21 protein-coding genes are annotated in these 17,961 nt (G+C 65.8%); 12 read left to right on the top strand and 9 right to left on the bottom strand.

Annotated features, from left to right (window positions below; all coding sequences use genetic code 11):
* Positions 1-180: 180 nt before the first annotated feature.
* The 4 genes from bamC to WBB14_RS23545 all read right to left on the bottom strand — a co-directional run bounded on the left by bamC (position 181) and on the right by WBB14_RS23545 (position 3,659).
* Positions 181-1,305, bottom strand: coding sequence for an outer membrane protein assembly factor BamC (bamC, locus tag WBB14_RS23530; RefSeq protein WP_424241982.1), 1,125 nt, complete (start codon positions 1,303-1,305; stop codon positions 181-183).
* Between the two features lie 17 nt (positions 1,306-1,322).
* A complete protein-coding gene (gene dapA / locus WBB14_RS23535; RefSeq protein ID WP_332016318.1) occupies positions 1,323-2,228 on the bottom strand; it encodes a 4-hydroxy-tetrahydrodipicolinate synthase in 906 nt (301 codons plus the stop codon).
* 87 nt (positions 2,229-2,315) lie between these two features.
* Entirely contained in the window at positions 2,316-2,963 is a 648-nt protein-coding gene (locus WBB14_RS23540; protein WP_424241983.1) for a site-2 protease family protein, read from the bottom strand.
* Positions 2,964-3,032: 69 nt separating this feature from the next.
* A complete protein-coding gene (locus WBB14_RS23545) occupies positions 3,033-3,659 on the bottom strand; it encodes an L-threonylcarbamoyladenylate synthase (protein WP_424241984.1) in 627 nt (208 codons plus the stop codon).
* Between the two features lie 86 nt (positions 3,660-3,745).
* Here WBB14_RS23545 and ypfJ point away from each other — a divergent pair, with 86 nt between their 5' ends.
* The 3 genes from ypfJ to WBB14_RS23560 all read left to right on the top strand — a co-directional run bounded on the left by ypfJ (position 3,746) and on the right by WBB14_RS23560 (position 6,080).
* A complete protein-coding gene (gene ypfJ, locus WBB14_RS23550; protein ID WP_332016320.1) occupies positions 3,746-4,600 on the top strand; it encodes a KPN_02809 family neutral zinc metallopeptidase in 855 nt (284 codons plus the stop codon).
* Between the two features lie 182 nt (positions 4,601-4,782).
* Positions 4,783-5,319 (top strand): hypothetical protein, encoded by a 537-nt coding sequence (locus WBB14_RS23555; RefSeq protein ID WP_207468383.1) that lies wholly within the window; start codon positions 4,783-4,785, stop codon positions 5,317-5,319.
* Positions 5,316-6,080, top strand: a complete 765-nt coding sequence (locus WBB14_RS23560; RefSeq protein WP_332016322.1) for a DUF1828 domain-containing protein — start codon at positions 5,316-5,318, stop codon at positions 6,078-6,080. Before WBB14_RS23555 ends, WBB14_RS23560 begins: the two co-directional genes overlap by 4 nt.
* Before the next feature lie 7 nt (positions 6,081-6,087).
* Here the strand turns inward: WBB14_RS23560 and WBB14_RS23565 are convergent, their stop codons facing one another.
* Entirely contained in the window at positions 6,088-6,360 is a 273-nt protein-coding gene (locus WBB14_RS23565) for a hypothetical protein (RefSeq protein WP_424242056.1), read from the bottom strand.
* A gap of 291 nt (positions 6,361-6,651) precedes the next feature.
* Complete coding sequence (locus WBB14_RS23570) at positions 6,652-7,389, bottom strand: ArsR/SmtB family transcription factor (RefSeq protein WP_424241985.1); 738 nt, start codon at positions 7,387-7,389, stop codon at positions 6,652-6,654.
* 77 nt (positions 7,390-7,466) lie between these two features.
* Between WBB14_RS23570 and WBB14_RS23575 the strand changes: the two genes are divergently transcribed.
* Positions 7,467-8,735: an MFS transporter gene (locus WBB14_RS23575; protein ID WP_424241986.1), complete on the top strand. Its 1,269-nt coding sequence runs from the start codon at positions 7,467-7,469 to the stop codon at positions 8,733-8,735.
* On the opposite strand, the gene WBB14_RS23580 is transcribed toward WBB14_RS23575, so the two are convergent.
* From WBB14_RS23580 to WBB14_RS23590, 3 genes are all read right to left on the bottom strand, one after another.
* Positions 8,695-9,327 (bottom strand): FMN-binding negative transcriptional regulator, encoded by a 633-nt coding sequence (locus tag WBB14_RS23580; protein ID WP_424241987.1) that lies wholly within the window; start codon positions 9,325-9,327, stop codon positions 8,695-8,697. The genes WBB14_RS23575 and WBB14_RS23580 overlap by 41 nt on opposite strands.
* 95 nt (positions 9,328-9,422) lie before the next feature.
* The gene (locus WBB14_RS23585; RefSeq protein ID WP_424241988.1) at positions 9,423-9,911 is read right to left on the bottom strand and encodes an N-acetyltransferase family protein; all 489 of its coding nucleotides are present in this window, start codon (positions 9,909-9,911) and stop codon (positions 9,423-9,425) included.
* A 52-nt stretch (positions 9,912-9,963) separates the two neighbouring features.
* Positions 9,964-10,158, bottom strand: coding sequence for a hypothetical protein (locus tag WBB14_RS23590; RefSeq protein WP_424241989.1), 195 nt, complete (start codon positions 10,156-10,158; stop codon positions 9,964-9,966).
* Positions 10,159-10,427: 269 nt separating this feature from the next.
* Here WBB14_RS23590 and WBB14_RS23595 point away from each other — a divergent pair, with 269 nt between their 5' ends.
* The 8 genes from WBB14_RS23595 (at position 10,428) to WBB14_RS23630 (ending at position 17,961) form a co-directional block, all read left to right on the top strand.
* Complete coding sequence (locus WBB14_RS23595; protein ID WP_424241990.1) at positions 10,428-11,123, top strand: DUF3313 domain-containing protein; 696 nt, start codon at positions 10,428-10,430, stop codon at positions 11,121-11,123.
* 201 nt (positions 11,124-11,324) lie between these two features.
* A complete protein-coding gene (locus WBB14_RS23600) occupies positions 11,325-11,492 on the top strand; it encodes a hypothetical protein (protein ID WP_332016327.1) in 168 nt (55 codons plus the stop codon).
* The gene (locus tag WBB14_RS23605; protein ID WP_424241991.1) at positions 11,489-12,106 is read left to right on the top strand and encodes a YiiX family permuted papain-like enzyme; all 618 of its coding nucleotides are present in this window, start codon (positions 11,489-11,491) and stop codon (positions 12,104-12,106) included. Before WBB14_RS23600 ends, WBB14_RS23605 begins: the two co-directional genes overlap by 4 nt.
* 76 nt (positions 12,107-12,182) lie before the next feature.
* Positions 12,183-13,832: a hypothetical protein gene (locus WBB14_RS23610; protein ID WP_424241992.1), complete on the top strand. Its 1,650-nt coding sequence runs from the start codon at positions 12,183-12,185 to the stop codon at positions 13,830-13,832.
* A gap of 69 nt (positions 13,833-13,901) precedes the next feature.
* Complete coding sequence (locus WBB14_RS23615; protein ID WP_424241993.1) at positions 13,902-14,804, top strand: LysR family transcriptional regulator; 903 nt, start codon at positions 13,902-13,904, stop codon at positions 14,802-14,804.
* A 189-nt stretch (positions 14,805-14,993) separates the two neighbouring features.
* Positions 14,994-15,932: a hydroxymethylglutaryl-CoA lyase gene (locus tag WBB14_RS23620; protein WP_424241994.1), complete on the top strand. Its 939-nt coding sequence runs from the start codon at positions 14,994-14,996 to the stop codon at positions 15,930-15,932.
* A gap of 9 nt (positions 15,933-15,941) precedes the next feature.
* The gene (locus tag WBB14_RS23625) at positions 15,942-16,910 is read left to right on the top strand and encodes an SMP-30/gluconolactonase/LRE family protein (RefSeq protein ID WP_424241995.1); all 969 of its coding nucleotides are present in this window, start codon (positions 15,942-15,944) and stop codon (positions 16,908-16,910) included.
* Between the two features lie 28 nt (positions 16,911-16,938).
* Positions 16,939-17,961: a TRAP transporter substrate-binding protein gene (locus WBB14_RS23630; protein WP_424241996.1), complete on the top strand. Its 1,023-nt coding sequence runs from the start codon at positions 16,939-16,941 to the stop codon at positions 17,959-17,961.

Below are 17,961 nucleotides of genomic sequence, written 5' to 3' on the forward strand. Positions count from 1 at the left end.
GTTGCAAGCCAGGGCTTTTTTGCGTCGAGGGTCTGAGCCGCGCGGAGGCCGCGCTGCCAGCGACCAAGGCCAGCTAACGGCAGGACGCTTCGCACCCACCGCTGGCAGGCAAAAAAAGAGGCCCCGTCAGGGGCCTCTTTTGTGCGAGCCTTGCGCCTAAGGCGCAGGGCCGAGCCAGTCTTACATCTTGTCCTTCAGCACGCTCAGCAGACGCTGGGCGGTGGCACTGTTGTCGCGCGCGCCATTGGCGTCCAGCACCGTCACCATGGTCTGGTCGCCGCTGGCGGCCAGGTGGATGCGGTACTGCGGCGCCTCGGCCTTCTTGTCGCCCGAGAACATGCGGCTGAAGAAGCCCGGCTGCTCGATCTTCTCGCCCGTGTCGGTGTCGACATAGCGGACGAAGTAGTCGCCGGCGGAGCGGTCGCGATCGTCCACGGCGAAGCCGCCGCCATCCAGCGCCACGCCGACACGGCGCCATGCGCGGTCGAACGATTCGCTGACGACGAGCGAGGCGCCTTGAGCGCGGACGTCCTGCTGCACCGCGGGCTTCTGCGGCGCGGCCTCGGCCTGCTGCACCAGCTTGCGGGCGTTGTCGACGTCGGAACCCAGGTAGACCATCATGCGCGCCAGCATGGCGGCGTTCAGGCCCGGATCTTCCTTGCCGTTCTGCCATTGCACCTGGTTGCCGTCGGCGCCCACGCGCTTTTCCAGCATCTGGCGGTGGCTGACGTAGACCTCGGTATGGCCGTTCACGCGTTCGACGCGGGTGCGGAATTTCTCGCGCTCGCCGCTATCCCAGGCCGATTCCAGGACCATGCCCAGCGCCTGGCGCAGCCAGCTTTCCGGAATCTTGGCGCGGTTTTCCGCCCAATCGGTTTCGATCAGGCCGGCGCTCGGGTTGTTGCTGGCAACGGTAAAACCGCTTTCGGTCCAGAAGTCGATCAAACGCGGGAATATGTCTTCCGGCGGACGATCCACCACCAGCCAGCGCAGGTCGCCGTCGCGCTCGACACGCATGTCTTGGCGGCCGGGCAGCACATTGCTGGTCTTGGGCTGGCTGGCTTGCGCCTGGCCCTGCTGCTGGAACTGCGAATAGGTGGTCGAGCCTGAAGCCGGCGCGCGGTAACGCGGATCGCTGTTGGCTTGGGTCAGATCAGGCGGGATGCTGAGGGGCTCTCCACGCTGGGTGACTGCGCTCTTGTAATTGACGGACTCTTCATTGCCCAGGAATTGATTGACCTCGCTGCAACCGGCCAACAACACCAGAGACATCAATGCCGACAAACCGGCATGACGCTTGTTCATACGTATCCTCACGATATTTAGAGCAGGCCCGTTTCCTGGAGCGCGGTACGCACGGTGGCGTGGTGCTGCGCTCCCAGTTCAACCAGCGGCAGCCGGTAGCCGAGTGCGCTGCGGCCCATTTCGGCCAACGCCCACTTGACAGGGATGGGGTTGGCTTCAACGAACAAAGCCTTGTTCAGACGCGCCAGGTACGCATTAAGTTCACGCACCTTAGGCACATTGCCAGCCAGGGCGGCGGCACAGAGCTCACGCATGAGCTTAGGCGCCACGTTGGCCGTTACGGAAATGTTGCCACGCGCGCCCAGCAGGATCAGGGCGGCGGCGGTGGGGTCATCGCCGCTGAAAACCTGGAAACTGGCCGGCGCTTCGCGCAGCAGCAGGCCGCCACGCGCGATGTCGCCCGTGGCGTCCTTGATGCCGATGATGCCCGGCACCTGCGCCAGGCGCAGGATCGTTTCGTTGCTCATGTCGGCAACGGTACGGCCCGGCACGTTGTACAGGATGTTGGGCAGATCGACGGCTTCCGCGATGGTGCGGAAGTGGCGGTACAGGCCCTCTTGCGAGGGCTTGTTGTAATAGGGTACGACCGACAGGCCGGCCTGCGCGCCCACCGCCTTGGCGTGGCGCGTCAGGTGGATGGCTTCGTCGGTGGAGTTGGCGCCCACGCCGGCGATGACCGGAATGCGGCCCGCAGCGTGTTCGACTGCAACGCGGATCAGCTCCGCATGTTCTTCCATGGAGACCGTGGGCGACTCCCCGGTGGTGCCAACCACCACCAGCGCGTCGGTTCCTTCCTGGATATGCCAGTCGATCAGCGACCGGTAGGCAGCGTAGTCCAGGCTGCCATCGGGCTGCATGGGGGTGACCAGGGCCACCATGCTGCCTTGGAAATTAACGCCTGCGGCGGTTGCAGGGGATGCCATAAATGTAGGGCTCCAAAACCCCGCAGCGGGATGCCCCGGGGCCAGAATCAATGAAACCGTTGAGTTTAACGGATATTGGCTGAAATCCTACAGAAACCACTGGACGATGGTCGTCCCCAGGGCGAGCACGGGGCGCATCAAAAGCCAGAGCACATCCGTCACCAGCAGGATGACGACGATCACCAGGCCGTATGGCTCGATTTTCGAGTACTGCCAGGCCAGGCGGTTGGGCAGCAGGCTGAAGAGGATGCGTCCCCCGTCCAGCGGCAGGATGGGCAGCAGATTCAGGGCCATCAACACGAGGTTGACGTTCACGCCGGCCACGGCCATTTCGAACCAGAACGATTCCTGCAGGCCGGACTCCAGGAAGATGCGCAGCGAAAACGCCCACAGCACCGCCATCAGCAGGTTGGCAGCCGGGCCCGCCAGGGCCACCCACAGCATGTCTTGCTTGGGCCGGCGCAAGCGGCCGAAGTCCACCGGCACGGGCTTGGCCCAGCCGAACAGCATGCCCGGACTGCCCAGCAGCTTGGACGCCAGCAGGATGGCCACCGGCACCAGCAACGTGCCGACCGGATCGATGTGCCGCGCGGGATTCAGGCTGATGCGCCCGGCCTCATAGGCCGTGGGATCCCCGAACATGCGCGCGACAAAGCCATGCGCGGCTTCGTGCAGGGTAATGGCGAAGATGACCGGTATCGCGTAGACCGCAATGGTTTGGATGATGTCATTCATGGCGAACCGGATTGTAGATGAGCCGCGAGCCGGCGCGCGCCGGCTCGCAAGACGACGCGGCAGGCGTGATCAGGCAAGACCCAGCGTGGCCGGGTCGCCGCGTCCCACGCGCACCACCACCGGCTCTTCGCTGGTGAGGTCGATCACGGTGGTCGGCGATTGCGGGCAGGCGCCCGCGTCGATGATGGCCGCCAGGTCGTGGTCGTAGCGTTCGCGGATTTCTTCCGCGTCATTCAACGCTTCGGCCTCGTCCTTGGGGATGAGCGTGGTGGACAGCAAAGGCGCCCCCACCTGCTCCAGCAGGCCGAGCATGACGGGATGGTCCGGCACGCGGATGCCGATGGTCTTGCGCGACGGATGCGAGACGCGGCGCGGCACTTCCTTGGTGGCTTCGAGGATGAAGGTCCAGGGCCCGGGCGTCGCGGCCTTCAGCAGGCGGTACTGGCGGTTGTCGACCCGCGCGAAGTGGCCGATCTCGGCCAGGTCTCGGCACAGCAGCGTGAGATGATGACGTTCGTCCAGGCCCCGCAGGCGGCGCAGTCCGTCGGCGGCGTTCTTGTCGTCCAGCCGCGCGACCACGGCATAGCTCGAATCGGTAGGCACCGCGACCAGCCCGCCATCGGCCAGCCATTGGGCCGCCTGCTTCAGCAGGCGTGGTTGCGGATTCGCGGGATGAATGGAGAAATACAGGGCCATGGGTTTATCCTAACACTCTTGAAGGCCGCTCAGTAAAGAGCGGCGATGCAAAATGGCGGGAACGCCGACCCGCCCGGAGAAACAGTATGCGCCTTGATGACTCGCGCGAAAGCGACAATGTGGAAGACCGCCGCGCAAGCGGCCCACGTATCGGCGGCCGCGGCACCATTGGCATAGGCACGATCGTGCTTGCCCTGGTTGCCATGTATTTCGGTGTGGATCCCAGCGTGGTGCTGCAGATGGCCGAAGGCCCGCCCGCGCAGCAACAGCAGGGGCCGGCCACGCGTCCGCCGGCCAACGATCCGCAGGCCATCTTCGTCTCGAAGGTCCTGGGGGAAACCGAAGACACCTGGAGCGCCATCTTCCAGAAGGACCTGAACCGCCAGTACGTGGCGCCCAAGCTGGTGCTGTTCCGCGGCGCCACTCCCACGGCCTGCGGTACCGGACAGTCGGCCATGGGCCCGTTCTACTGTCCGGGCGACAGCAAGGTCTACATCGACCTGGCCTTCTTCGACGAACTGCAGAGCCGCTTCAAGGCCCCCGGTGATTTCGCCCAGGCCTATGTGATCGCCCATGAAGTCGGGCATCACGTGCAGCACCTGCTAGGCATCTCGGACCAGGTGGACAATCTGCGCCGCCGCAACCCGTCCCAGGCCAACGCGCTGTCGGTGCGCATGGAGCTGCAGGCCGACTGCTTCGCGGGCCTGTGGGCGCAGCGCGCCAACGCGGCGCGCAACATCCTGGAAAGCGGCGACGTCGAAGAGGCCCTGACCGCCGCCACCGCGATCGGCGATGACCGCCTGCAGAAGCAGAGCCAAGGCTATGTGGTGCCCGATTCCTTCACCCACGGATCGTCGGCCCAGCGCGTGCGCTGGTTCAAGCGCGGGCTGGAGAGCGGCAGCATCAAGCAGTGCGACACGTTCGGCGCCACCTCGCTGTAGACGCGTGACCGCCCATCGCCGCGCCGCCCCTTGGGCTGTACATCCATACAGCAAAAAGGGCGACGCGGTCTTCATCTTGTAAGATTACGCCCCCTCGCAGTGTTGCGTGTGCGCCAGCCGCCGCGCGGCGCATGCCAGGCGCGCTTGCGGCGCGCGCATTTCCAAGACCCTAGATCAGTTCCATGGCCAACAAGTTCGAACCGTTAATCACCGTTGATGAGGTGCAAGAGATTCTTGCCGAACCCAAGGAAACCGTAAAACCGATCGCCTGGGCGCCGAAGCCCGCCGCCAGCAATCTCCAATGGTTGGAATTCGCCTGTGCCTGCCGGGTCAAGGGCGACGTGCGCGAAGACGTGATCTTCCGCGCGATCTACCGCGGTGCCCGTACCGCGGTGCACGGCCAGGCCACCATCTTCCTGGCCGAAGCATTCTGCGCCAGCCTCTTCGTAGGCCCGCACCGCGTATTCGGCGTGGACACCGACGATTCCTTCCACACCAGCCTGGTGGGTGAAGGCCGGCCGCAGTACCGCAAGCCGCTTGCGGACCGCAGCCATGAACACATCTGGGTGGACGAAGGCGAAGGCTATGCCGAGCCCATCGTGCCCGCCCTGCAGAATATCGGCGCGCTGATGCAGTACTTCCTGCCGCGGGCGAATCTGACGCTGACCGGCGGATTCGCGCATCCCCTCAAAGGCCGCCAAATCGAACTGATCCTATGAGCACTTTCCTGGAAGCCTCCGGCTGGACCGTCCTGCCGGCGGGCGAACACGCCATCCGCGCCATATCGCCCATGACGCTGGGCCTGGACGGACAGCACGCGGCCTTCTTCATCGCGCATCCCGACGAGTCCACGTTCTACCTGACCGACGCCTGTGAGACCTCGATGCACGCGTCCAGCTACGGCATCGACCTGGCGGCAAAGCGCATCGACATCCTGAACGAAACCCCGGGCGTCAGCCTGGCGCATTTCGACCGCGACGGCGCCATCGTCGCGTCGGGCCCCAATGAGCAACTGCAGGAAGCCCTGTGGGACGCGGTCAAACTGGCGATGGCGCTGTCGTTCCAATGCGCCAAGTGGATGCCCAAGTTCAGCCAGCTGCGGTTCCGCGCGCAGGTCGGGCGGGCGCTGGCGGCAGGCGTGGGCGCGAACCGCATGGTCAAGGGCGCGCGCGCCAAGGGCAGCAGCGGCCACACGGCGGACTTCGCCTTCGCCGTGCGCGCCGCCAGCAGCACTGCGCTGACGTACATCGAGCCGATCGCCCTGAAGGCCGGCAAGAAAATGGATTGGACGCAGGTCTACCAGACCCACGGCAAGATGTCGGACGTGAAGATGGCGGACGCGCGCAACTCGCGCATGGTCATCCTGGAGGACGGCGCCTCGGCCGAGGAATTCAAGAAGGCCGTGACCATCCTGGAACAGTCCGCAACCGTGCAGACATTGGCCAAGACGCGCGATTGGCGGGAAGTTTTTTCCGGCTAGAACAACGTCAGGCCGGCATATTGGTCAGGCCATCGACGATTTCGCGGCCATGCAGGATGGCTGCATGCACCGCTTCGCGCGGACTGTAGACAAAACCGCCCTCCGCAAAACGCGGGACCGGATATTCGTCGCCTCCTTCGAGCACGGCGCCTGCCTGGACCACCATCACCGACGCAATAAATACGGGGCCGCTGGATTGCGTCTGAACCTCGACGTCTGCGCCCCGGGACACTTTGGCCGTCAGCCGGTATCCCTTGTAGATCAAATTGTTCTGATGCACTTCGGATGCCCTCTTTGTGCGACCCAGCATACTCCGGCTGTCCATGACAGTTCGGATATGTTTTGTAACGCGAGCAGAAAATAGAAACACTGTTGCATCGCGAGAATTGCGTCCCCGTTTTGCCGCGAGGCTGCGCGCGGAAGCCGCTGGCGCCGCATGGCGAGGCCTGACGCGGCTTGCGGCGCGATGCGGGGCGCTGTTGCATGCCCTCCCCGCATCGGCTCACGGGGATTTCCCTAGATCTGTTGCATATGCACACCTTGTTGCACGTCCAAGGCGGTCGCCACGCCGCTATGCGGCGGCATGCCGGTCTCGCTGCGCGGCGCCCGCGGCGGGCTGGTCATCGGCTTGGCCGAAGAAAGCGGGAAACTGCTTTTCGCCCTTTTTCGTGACGCTCAAGGCGCGCGAATCCAGGTCCTTGCTGATCCAGCCGCGGCGCGTCAGCGCATCCAGCAGGGCCGCGCCCAAGGCGCCGCCCAGGTGCGAGCGGCGCTCGCTCCAGTCCAGGCAGGAGCAGGCGAAGCGGCGCCGGCGTTGGCGCGCCTGCGCCACGTCCACGCCTATCTGCGCCAGCGCGACCTCGCCCAACGGCGTCAGCACGTAGTCGCGCCCGTCCGCCGCCAACCACTGGCGCGACAGCATGGCGTCGTGGATGCGCACGGCCAGCGTACCTGCCATATGGTCGTAGCAGGTGCGCGCCTCGCGCAGCGCGGAAGGCGTATTCGGCTTGAACGGCACCCGTTCGGCGCCGGCCACCACCAGCAGGGCCTCCAGCGCATGTCCGACCTCGCTGTTCGCCAGGCGGTAGTAGCGATGCTTGCCCTGCACGGCCATTTCCACCAGGCCCTGCTCCCGCAGGCGCTGGAAATGGCTGCTGGCCGTGGAGGCGCCGATGTCGGCGGCGGCGGCCAGTTCGGTCGCCGTGCGGGCGCGGCCATCCAGCAGCACGCACAGCATGCGCGCCCGCGCCGGATCGGCGATGGCGCCCGCCACGGCGGAAAGACTGACGTCGGCGAATTCGGATTCCATGATTCGACTCAGACCAAAGTGTTGTGTGCAAACTCAAGCATACTGCGACTCAACTCAACAAGACAGCCGCCCCCCCAATGCGCGCACACCGGAAGTTCTTTGGCTGGACCGTTCTTTACGCCACCTTCGCGCTGGCGGTCTTCGGCTGGGGCGTCGGCTTCTATGGTCCGCCCGTGTTCCTGCACGCGGTGGCGCAGCGCACCGGCTGGGGCGTGGCCCTGGTGTCCGGCGCCGTCACGCTGCACTTTCTTTGCGGCACTTTGGTGGTCGCCAACCTGCCGCGCCTGTACCGGCGCTGCGGCGTGCCCGCAGTGACGCTGGGCGGCGCGGTGCTGCTCGCGCTGGGCGTGAGCGGCTGGGCCACGGCCGCCCAACCCTGGCAGTTGTACGCGTCCGCGCTGCTCTCGGGCATGGGTTGGGTGACACTGGGAGCCGCAGCCGTCAACGCGCTGATCTCGCCCTGGTTCGTACGCCGCCGCCCCGCCGCGCTGGGCATGGCCTACAACGGCGCCAGCGTCGGCGGCATCGTCTTTTCCCCCCTGTGGGTCTATCTGATCAGCCAGGCAGGATTTGCCCAGGCCGCCTTGTGGGTAGGCGTGGCGATGGTGGCGGTGATCGCCGTGCTCGCGCGCAAGGTTTTTGCCATCACGCCGCAGCAGCTCGGCCAGGCTCCGGATGGCGCCACAGCCCCAACCGAGGCGCCAGCGGCGGCCGTCAACGCCGCGTCCCCTGCGCCGGTGACGGACTTGTGGCGCAACCGGGCCTTTCTCACCCTGGCCGCCGGCATGGCGTTGGGCCTGTTCGCCCAGATCGGCCTGATCGCGCATCTGCTGTCGCTGTTGGCGCCGCTGCTGGGCGCGCAGACCGCCGGCCTGGCCATGGGATTGGCGACGGCCGCGGCCATCGCCGGGCGCACGCTGGTGGGGTGGTTGATGCCTGCCGGCACAGACCGGCGCAAAGTGGCCTGCGTGGCTTACGCCATCCAGATCGCCGGTTCGCTGGTCCTGATGCTGGCCGCTGACCACGCCTGGGCCATCTGGCTGGGCGTGCTGCTGTTCGGCTCGGGCATAGGGAACGCGACCTCGCTGCCGCCGCTGATCGCGCAAACCGAGTTTGCGCGCGAGGACACGCAGCGCGTGGTGCCGCTAATCGTCGCCATGTCGCAAGGCGCCTACGCCTTCGCGCCCGCGCTGTTCGGCATGCTGCGGGCATGGTCGGAACAGGCCGGACAGCCGCTGCTCTGGTTCCTGGCGCTGGCAGCCAGCCTGCAGGCCGCCGCCATCGCCAGTTTTTCCCTGGGGCGGATTACTCCAGCCCGCCGCGGCGGGCAACCAGCCCGGCCATGACGGCATCGCCGTTTTCGCCCGCCAGGCCTTCGGCCACGCCGCGCCGGTCGGCAACCGTGCGGTTCTGGCTGACTTTCCATTTACCTTCGATGCGCGCAATCGGAATTTCCACACCCACGATGGCGCGCATCTGGGCCGCGATGAAATCCTCCGGCGCGTCGGCCACGCGCCAAGGCTGCGCGCGCGCCTTTTCCTGGCTGTCGGTCAACGCATCCAGCTGAGCGCGCAGCCAGGCCGGATCGTCCTGGATCACGGGCGTGCCCCAGACGTGCACGGCGACGAAATTCCACGTGGGCACGACCTTGTGCGTCTCGGTCTTGGTTGGATACCAGGACGGCGTGACGTAGGCCTGCGGTCCATGGAAGACGGCCAGGCATTCCCCCCCCGACGCCAGGTCGGCAAGCTGCGGATTGGCGCGGGCCACATGCAGGCGCAGCACGCCATGCGGCCCCTCGGGATACAGCAGACAGGGGATATGGTTTGCCATCAGCCCGCCCTCGCCGCTGGTCGTGAGCACGGCGAGGGGATGGGCACGGATGAAATCATGCTGGACTTCGAGCGAGTCTTCGCGAAAGGCGGACGGCAGGTACATGGCGGATTCGGCGGTAGCGGGTAAAACCACAACATACCGCCATCGTGGCTCCATTTCCAGGACCAGCCCAGGTTCTTTTCATGGGGCCAGAAGCCTCACGCCGCCAAGCGCTTTTGCAGCAGGATGGTGGTGAAGCCGCTATCCCATTCTTCATCGGGATAGGTATCGATTTCGGCGTACCCGTGCTTGCCGTAGAACTGGCGGCTGCGCTTGTTGAAGGAGTCCGTCTCCAGCCGCGCACGCTCGAATCCCGCGTCGCGGATGGCGGCTTCCATCCACGCCAGCAAGGCGCCGCCGACGCCCTGGCCTTGCCTTGCCGGATGCACGTGCAAGGCCCAGATGAAGTCGTTCTCCCAATCCGCCATGCCCGCCGGCGCGCCGTCTATTTCGCACACCATGAAGAGGTTTCCCCGCGTGCGCACGTACTCGGCCGTCTTGCCGCTGGCGCGGAACTGCCGGTCCCTTTCCGCCGTCATCTCGGGCATCCACGTGCCTTCGTAGGTGCGCATCAACAGGTCTTCGAGCAAGGCCGCATCCTCAGGCCGGGCTGGCCTGATCACGAATTTCCGTTGTTGGTCCGTCATGCGCGGCAGTGTAGCAATGCCCGCCGTGGCCTCGGAGCAGATGCGCGCGCGGCTATCGTCGCACGCGTTCGTATGCCTGGTTCATGCGGTCCCGGGCCCCGGTTTCGTTGGTGTAGGCGCGGTCGTAGGTGTCCAGGCAATCCTGCGTGGGATTCGGCCACTTGATCGCGGCGATCGCGGCGGTGAGCGCGTCGCGGGCCCGCTGCCAATCCTTGACGGCGGCATACCATTCCTTGGCGGTGTCCATAGTTGTCTCCCTATGTTCACTCGTCCATCGTAGTCCCGCGGCGGCATCTTGCGGCGGCTATTACGGCTTACCCGCAATGGCGCGTCGGTTTGCCCAAAACAAGATTTCGGTTTTCCCGCAATGGAATTCTGCTTTCCAGCGGAATTGGAATTTCACTCTCCCCAAAAGCAGAAGATCCGGTGCGGAATGGAGCAATAATTGGGCCGGCCCGGCGCGCGTGCGGCGCTTCCGTCCGCCGCGCCGGGCGTCACTTTCAGGAAGAGAAGAACATGAAGATCCGCCTCGCTCTGGCCGCCTGCTGTGCGGTGATCGGCCTTGCCGGCTGCACCAACCTGCCCAAGCCGCAGAACTACTCCACTTCCCTGGGCGAAAACCAAAGCCGGCTCAAACAGGATCCCGACTGGAGCGCCGGTATGGTCTGGGTGCGTCCCGGTCCGCCCATCGGCAGCCAGTACGAGAAGAAGCTCATCCTGGAACCGGTGCAGTACATCCAGGGCGACCGGCCGGACGAGTTGAACATGAAGGGCGACAGCGCCATGCGCGAACGCGCGCTGGCCTACCTGAACGAGGCGATCCGGCGCGAGTTCGAGCAAGCCGGCTACCAACTGCTGACCCGGCCCGCGCCGCACGCGCTGCGCCTGAGCGCCGCCATCACCGGCACGTTCCGCAACGATCGCGACCCCAGGATGATGGAATACATCCCCATCGGCTTCGTGATCGGCCAGACCGTCAAGGCGGCCGGCTACCGCGACCAGTCCGCGCGCCTGTTGCTCGAAGCCGCCCTGCGCGACGCCAACACCAACGAGTTGCTCATCACCTCGCTGGGCACTGTCACGGGCAGCAATCTGCCCTCGGACCGCAAGCCCACCGCGGACGACGTGCGCAGCGCCATCGACGACTGGGCGCGCCAAGCGCGTGAACAGTTCGACCGCATCTGGCTGGAAGACCGACCGGAAGCCGGCTAGCGTCTGCATCCATACCGGCAGGAGCGTCCTATCGGTGTTGAGAGGTCCTGATCCTTCAGGGCGGAACATAAAGGGCTGGAGCGGGTCGAATCCATCTTTTTTTCACCTGAAAATCACGATGTGATGAATATTGACGTCAACCCTCACTTACCCAGCGCCACGGCTAATGCTACTGTTCCGCCTGTGCAAGGAGTACATGCAATGGATCAGAAAACCAAGCCCTGGGCTTTTCCCAAGCCGCATCCGGAAAATACCCCGCGGGGCGAACGCAATAAACAGGAGTTCGACGCTCCCGTCCAAGACCCGAAACCCGCGGCCAAACCCCGCGCAAAGAAGGAGACGCCGGCCGCCAGCCGGGCTCGCCCATGAGCCAGGCGCCATGGGCACGCGCCGTCACGGCGGCCGCACTGTCCGCGCTTTCCCTGGCTGCAGCCGCAACCGCCGATATCCAGACGGGCGACCTGGTATTCCAGCAATCCCGCTCTGCGCAAAGCCTGGCCATCCAGCAGGCCACGCATTCTCCATATAGCCACATGGGCATGATCGTCACGCGCCAGGGCCGCCCCTATGTGCTGGAGGCTGCGGCCAGCGTCAGCTACACGCCGCTGGACCAATGGGCCGCGCAAGGCGAGCGCGGCCACTACGTGGTCAAGCGCCTGCGCGACGATGCGCAGCTCACGCCTGCCGCGCGGATACAGCTGGCGAACGCCGGCGCCGCGTTCATGGGCAAGCCCTACGACCTGGTGTTCGCCTGGTCGGACGACAGGATCTACTGCTCGGAATTGGTCTGGAAGGTCTACCAGCGCGCGCTGGGCGTGGAAATCGGGGCGCTCGCGCCGCTCAAGCGCTTCGACCTCTCGTCCCCGGCGGTGCGCGCCAAGATGCAGGAACGCTACGGTCGGGACATCCCCTGGGATGAACCCATCATTTCGCCTGCCGCCATGTTCGATTCTCCCCTGCTCCGAACGGTGGACGAACGCTAGCGGCGCAGGCGGAATAACTGCGCAACCTGCGCTAGCATTCGGCATCGACAAGGCGCAGCCGCGCGGAGAACTGGCGATGGCCATGATCACGGATCCGCCGCTGCGGGGCAGCGGCAAGATTATTGGCGTGTTTTTCGACCCGGCCGGCGAAATCGCCGCCGTGGCTTCCGAATTTCCCTTGCTGGCCAATCCGCGCGCGCGCGCCGCTTACGGCGGACAAGCCCTGCGATACCGCGTCGCCCTGTACCGCCGCGGCGGCCTCGCGCCATTCGCCGCCCTCGACGATCTGCGCTTCCCCGTCAACGACGTGGCCTTCCATCCGACCCAGAGCGTCGTTGCCATAGGCGCCGGCAGCTATGACGGCGGCTACCTGTTCGAAGGCGACCTGCTCGCATGGGACTGGCGTAGCGGCCGGCGGCAGCGGTTCTTCAGCCGTATCCCCGAAGTCGTGCGCTGCGCCTACAACGCCGCCGGCGATCAGATCGAGGCGTGGGTCCGGCCCTGGGACGAAGAGTGGGAGGGACTGCCGGATGACGTGCCCGACGCCGCGTTCAACACCCTGTTTGCGGTGTGCATCCCCTACGACGCAGCGATCTGCTCTTCTCCCCGCCCCGCGGATCTGGAACTCTCCCGCGATGCGCTCGCGCCAGCGGACGGGCCGTCCGTCGACACGCCGGCGCCCCATGCTCGTCTTGCGCAATGGCTGGGTCTGCCCGAACTGGCGAACCGCGGCGCCATCCACGATCTCGCGTGGCTGGACAGCCAACGCATCGCCGCCGCGCATGACGGCTGCCTACTCGAAATCCATGATATCGGCGGCGGCCCGGCCGCAACATACACAGGCCCCGGGTACGGAGCCGAGATCATCCGGGCTGCCGGCATCCACGTGCATGTCGTGGAGCCTTCGAAACGGCCTGGCATGACGTGGCGCCAGGACTCCAGGCTTTACTCGCTGACGGACGAAGGACTGAAACTCGTTGCCGAGTACGACGGCGAATTCACATTCTCGGCATCGTCCGCCGGCGTATTGCTGGGCCGCATGAACCGCGTCCCAGCCGCCAAGAATGCGCGGGACCGCTTGCGCGACCTGCATTCAGGCGCTGAACGGCGCGTGGACCTGGGGCACTACGACTGCTTCAATCATTACATCCGCATCAGCGGCGCGCCGTCGCTGTTCTGCGTGCAAGGCACGCCCGCGAGCTCCCACGAGGCCAAGCGCCTGTGCATGGTCGCGCCCGACGGCCGGGCCAAGCCGCTTTGGCCCGTACTCAAGGCCAACGGCAAGCCCGACAGCCACGCCATGGAGCTTTGCGGCTGCCATGTCGAGGATGCGCAAGGCGCGGGCCTGGTTGTCAGCGGCCGGCACTACTCTCCCGCCGTCAACGTCGCCTGCGCCGGCTTCATCTACCGCAAGCCGCTGGACCGCGACCGCGAACTCTGGCGCCATCCAACCACCGCCTCGGCCAGCGCAGTCATATTCCTGCCCGCCCTCGGACTGATCGCGGCCGCGTTCCTGGACGGCGGCCTGTTGCTGCTGGACGCCGCGTCGGGCGCCGTCCGGCTGCGCGCCGCAATGCGGTTGGACGGTCTGCCTGCGCTGGTCCACGCCATGGACGCGCATGGCGAACAACTGGCTTTGGGAACAGCCGACGGCCGGATCGCCGTGACCACCGTCGGCGAGCTGCTGGCGCAGGACACGGCGCCGGGCTGGGTGGAAATCGGCTAAGCGTAATCCCCTAGGTCCGCCGCGCAAGACACCCGCTATCCTCGCGGACGTGTCTATGCGCGACTACCCATGACCCCTCGTCTGGATCTGTATACCCTGCAGGTGTTCCTGGCAGTGCTGGAAGAAGGCAGCATCGCCGCTGCCGCCACGCGCGAACACATCGCGCCATCCGCGCTCTCCAAGCGCTTGTCCGAGCTCGAACGCGTCCTGGACGTGCCGCTGTTTCAGCGCCATGCGCGCGGCGTGGAGCCGACCAGCGCCGCGCATGCGCTGGCGCGGCGCGCACGCACCCTGCTGCACCAGACCCAGGATCTGGCCGCGGAGATCCGCGACTACTCCACCGGCTTGCGCGGCCGGGTGCGCGTCGCGGCGAACCTGTCCTCCATCGCCCAGTTCCTGCCCATGGAACTGCGCCGCTTCATGACGCAACACCCCAACGTGCAGATCGATCTGGAGGAATCCGTCAGCGCCGGCGTCACGCGCGCCGTGATCGACAACGTCGCCGACATCGGCGTCTACACGCAGTCCGATGACGAGAACGGACTGGACATATTTCCCTACCATCGCGACGTCATGGCGCTGGTCGCACCAGCGGGACACCCGCTGTCACGGCACCCACAAGTGTCGTTTGCCGATACGCTGGATTACGACCACGTGGGCATGCACCGGGGCAGCGCCGCCAACTATCTGTTTACGCGCGAGGCCGCCTCCATGAACCGCTCGCTGCGGCTGCGTTTCCAGGTCACATCCTATGACGCGCTGGTATCCATGGTGCGCGCGGACCTGGGGATAGGCATCGTGCCCGCCAAGGCCCTGTCCGCGTATGTGTGTGACGAGCTTTGCATCATTCCGCTGACCGATGTCTGGGCACGCCGCCAATTGAAATTGTGCGTGCGCAGCAACGAATCGCTGTCGGGAGCCGCCCGGCTGCTGCTGGATCACCTGATCGTCCAAGCCGCAACGCAGCAATAAGGCAGCCAGGCCTGCCCGCGCGCGAAGCATGCGGCTGCAGGCATCGCGTTTCGCGATACCCCGCCGAATATTCACGATTTGTCCCGCCAAGGTCCTTCACTGAAGATAGTGACCGACAACCCATATCCCGGACATCGCCGCGCGAGGCCCTTGCGGGCGCAGGATCCGGGCGCCAGGAGACGACAAGCCGTGAGCCTTCCAGACCGAGTCGAAATCGTGGAAGTCGGCATGCGCGACGGACTGCAGATCGAGTCCGAGTTCGTGCCCACCGACACCAAAATCCAGATCCTGAATGCACTGATAGATGCCGGCGTGCGGCACTTCGAAGCGACGTCCTTCGTCTCGCCGCGCGCCGTGCCGCAGATGCGCGACGCCCAGGAAGTGCTGCAGGGCGTGCGCAAGCGCCCGGGCGTGGTGCTGGGTGCGCTGGCGCCCAACCGCAAGGGCGTCGAACGCGCCCTGCAATCGCAGGCCGACGAGATCGTCGTCTTCCTGTCCGCCACCGAAAGCCACAACACCAAGAACCTGAACCGTCCCGTCGAACAATCGCTGCGCGACATCGAGGACATCGCGCAACTGCTGAAGGACCACCCCATCAAGCGCAAGGGCGCGATTGCCGTCGCCTTCGGCTGCCCCTTCGAAGGCGACGTGGACCTGGGCCGCATCCGGACCATCTTCGACCATTTCGCGCGCCAGGGCTTCGACGCCGTGACGCTGGGAGACACCACCGGCATGGCCACGCCCAAACTGGTGCGCGGCACGGTGGAAGCGCTGCGCGCCGACCATCCCGACATCAAGATCTCGCTGCACTTCCACAACACGCGCGGCATCGGCCTGGTGAACGTGGTGGAAGGCCTGCGCGCCGGCGTCACGTCGTACGAGTCCTCGCTGGCCGGGCTGGGCGGCTGTCCGTTCGCACCCGGCGCCACCGGCAACATCTGTACCGAAGACCTGATCTACCTGCTGGACGAGATGGGCGTGGACAGCGGCATCGATTTGGGCGCGCTGATCAAGGTAGCCCAGCGGCTGGAAGGCATCGTCGGCCGCGGTCTGCCCGGCCAGTTGATGAAGGCGGGGCCGCGCCTGCATCTGCACGACTACAACGTCGCCGCCGGCGCGGTCGGCTGAGGAGACCGCATGGACAGTAAATCGAATCGCGATGCGCTGCTCGGTCTCTCGGCCGTGCGCGAGACCGGCGTCAACTTGAACCGCCCCGAATGCGTGCTGAGCACGGCGGCGGGCGATCTCTACGTGTCGGACAAGGCCGGCGGCATACGCCACATCCTGCCCAACGGCAACGCCCGCCTGATCGGCGCCCAGCCCGGCCTGATCCCCAACGGCTTCGCGCTGCTGCGCGACGGCTCGTTCGCCGTGGCGAACCTGGCCGACGACGGCGGCGTCTGGCGCGTGCAGCGCGACGGCGCCGCCGAACCCTACATCATGGAAATCGACGGCGTGCGCCTGCCCGGCGTCAACTTCGTCTGGCTGGACGACCGCGAGCGCCTGTGGATCTGCGTCAGCACCGTGCGCCGCGGCGACCACCAGTTCCGCCGCGACATCGCCGACGGCTTCATCGCCCTGCATGATGAACACGGCACGCGCATCGTCGCGCAGGACGTGCATTGGACCAACGAATGCCGCACCGATCCCGGCGGCACGCATCTGTACGTCAACGAAACCTTCGGCCGGCGCCTGCTGCGCTTTCGCATCGGCGCCAACGGCGACCTCAGCGAACGCACGGTCGTCACGGAATTCGGCAAGGGCACCTATCCCGACGGCATGGCGGTCGATGAAGAAGGCCACATCTGGGTGGTCAGCGTGGTCTCCAACCGGGTGATACGGGTCAGCCCCAAAGGGGAGCAGCAGCTCGTGCTGGAAGACGGCGACGCCGCGCACATCGACCGGCTGGAGGCCGAGTACCTGGCCAACCGCCTGAGCCGCCCCATGGTCTACGACAACCACAGCAAGCGGCTGCAGAACATCACCAGCCTGGCGTTCGGCGGCCCCGACCGCAAGACCGCCTACATGGGCTGCATCAATGGTTCAAGCCTGGCGGTGTTCGATTCGCCGGTCGCCGGCATCAAGCCCGTGCACTGGAACTGGTAGGCCGGATCCGCATTCCGGAGGAGACATCATGAACAAAAAACACTCGCCGTTCCTGGTCCGCGCCTCGGCATCCCTGCTGGCGCTGTCGGTCACCCTAGCCGGGGCGCTCGCGCCCATGGACGAGGCGCAGGCGCGGGAAATGAAGATCGCGACCATCGCCGCGTCCAACAGCCCCTGGGACCACGCCATGCGCGCCTTCGCCGAGGAAGCCGCCAAGCAATCCCAGAACGACCTGCAAGTGCACATCTATACAGACGGGCAATTGGGCGACATCAGCAAGATCCTGTCTTCCATGCAATTGGGTACGCTGGACATGGGCTACTTCGGCCTGGGCTCAGTCGTGTTCCTGCGCGGCGCCCAACCGCTGAACATCCTGTACGCGCCTTATCTTTTCAAGAGCGGCGAACAGGCAGAACGCATCATCAACAGCGACGAGTTCGCCCAGATCTTCGACGACGTCGCCAAGAAATCCGGCGTGCGGGTATTCGCGGCCTTCGGCATACGCTCGCCGCGCGCGCTGCAAACCGTGTCGCGCGCGATCAACAAGCCGGAGGACGTCAAGGGCCTGAAGCTGCGCATCCCGTCCATTCCCATCCTGAAAACCACCTTCGAAAAGCTGGGCGCACAGGTCGTGCCGCTGGGCATGACCGAAATCTACACGGCGCTGGGTCGCGGCATGATAGACGGCCAGGACAACGGCTTCGACCTGTCGATTCCGCTGCGCTTCCATGAAGAAGCCAAGTACTGGGCAGCCACCGATCACGCCTACGAGTTGACCGGCTGGTTCATTTCCGAACGCGTCTGGCAAAGCCTGGACGCCAAGCAGCGCCAGGCGCTGACCGAGGCAGCCAAGGCCGGCGGCAAGGTCGCCACCAAGCTGGACCAGGAGCTGGACGACAACGCGGTCAAGATCCTGAAGCAAGCCGGGGTCACGTACACGCAGCCCGACAAGGCCGCGTTCAAGGCGGCCCTGGCCACCGTCTATCAGCAGTACGAAGGCAAGGATTGGCCGGCCGGCATGGTCGAACGCATCCAGAAGATGCAGGAGTAG

The organism is Achromobacter sp., from assembly GCF_049647645.1.
Taxonomy (GTDB): Bacteria; Pseudomonadota; Gammaproteobacteria; order Burkholderiales; family Burkholderiaceae_B; genus Achromobacter.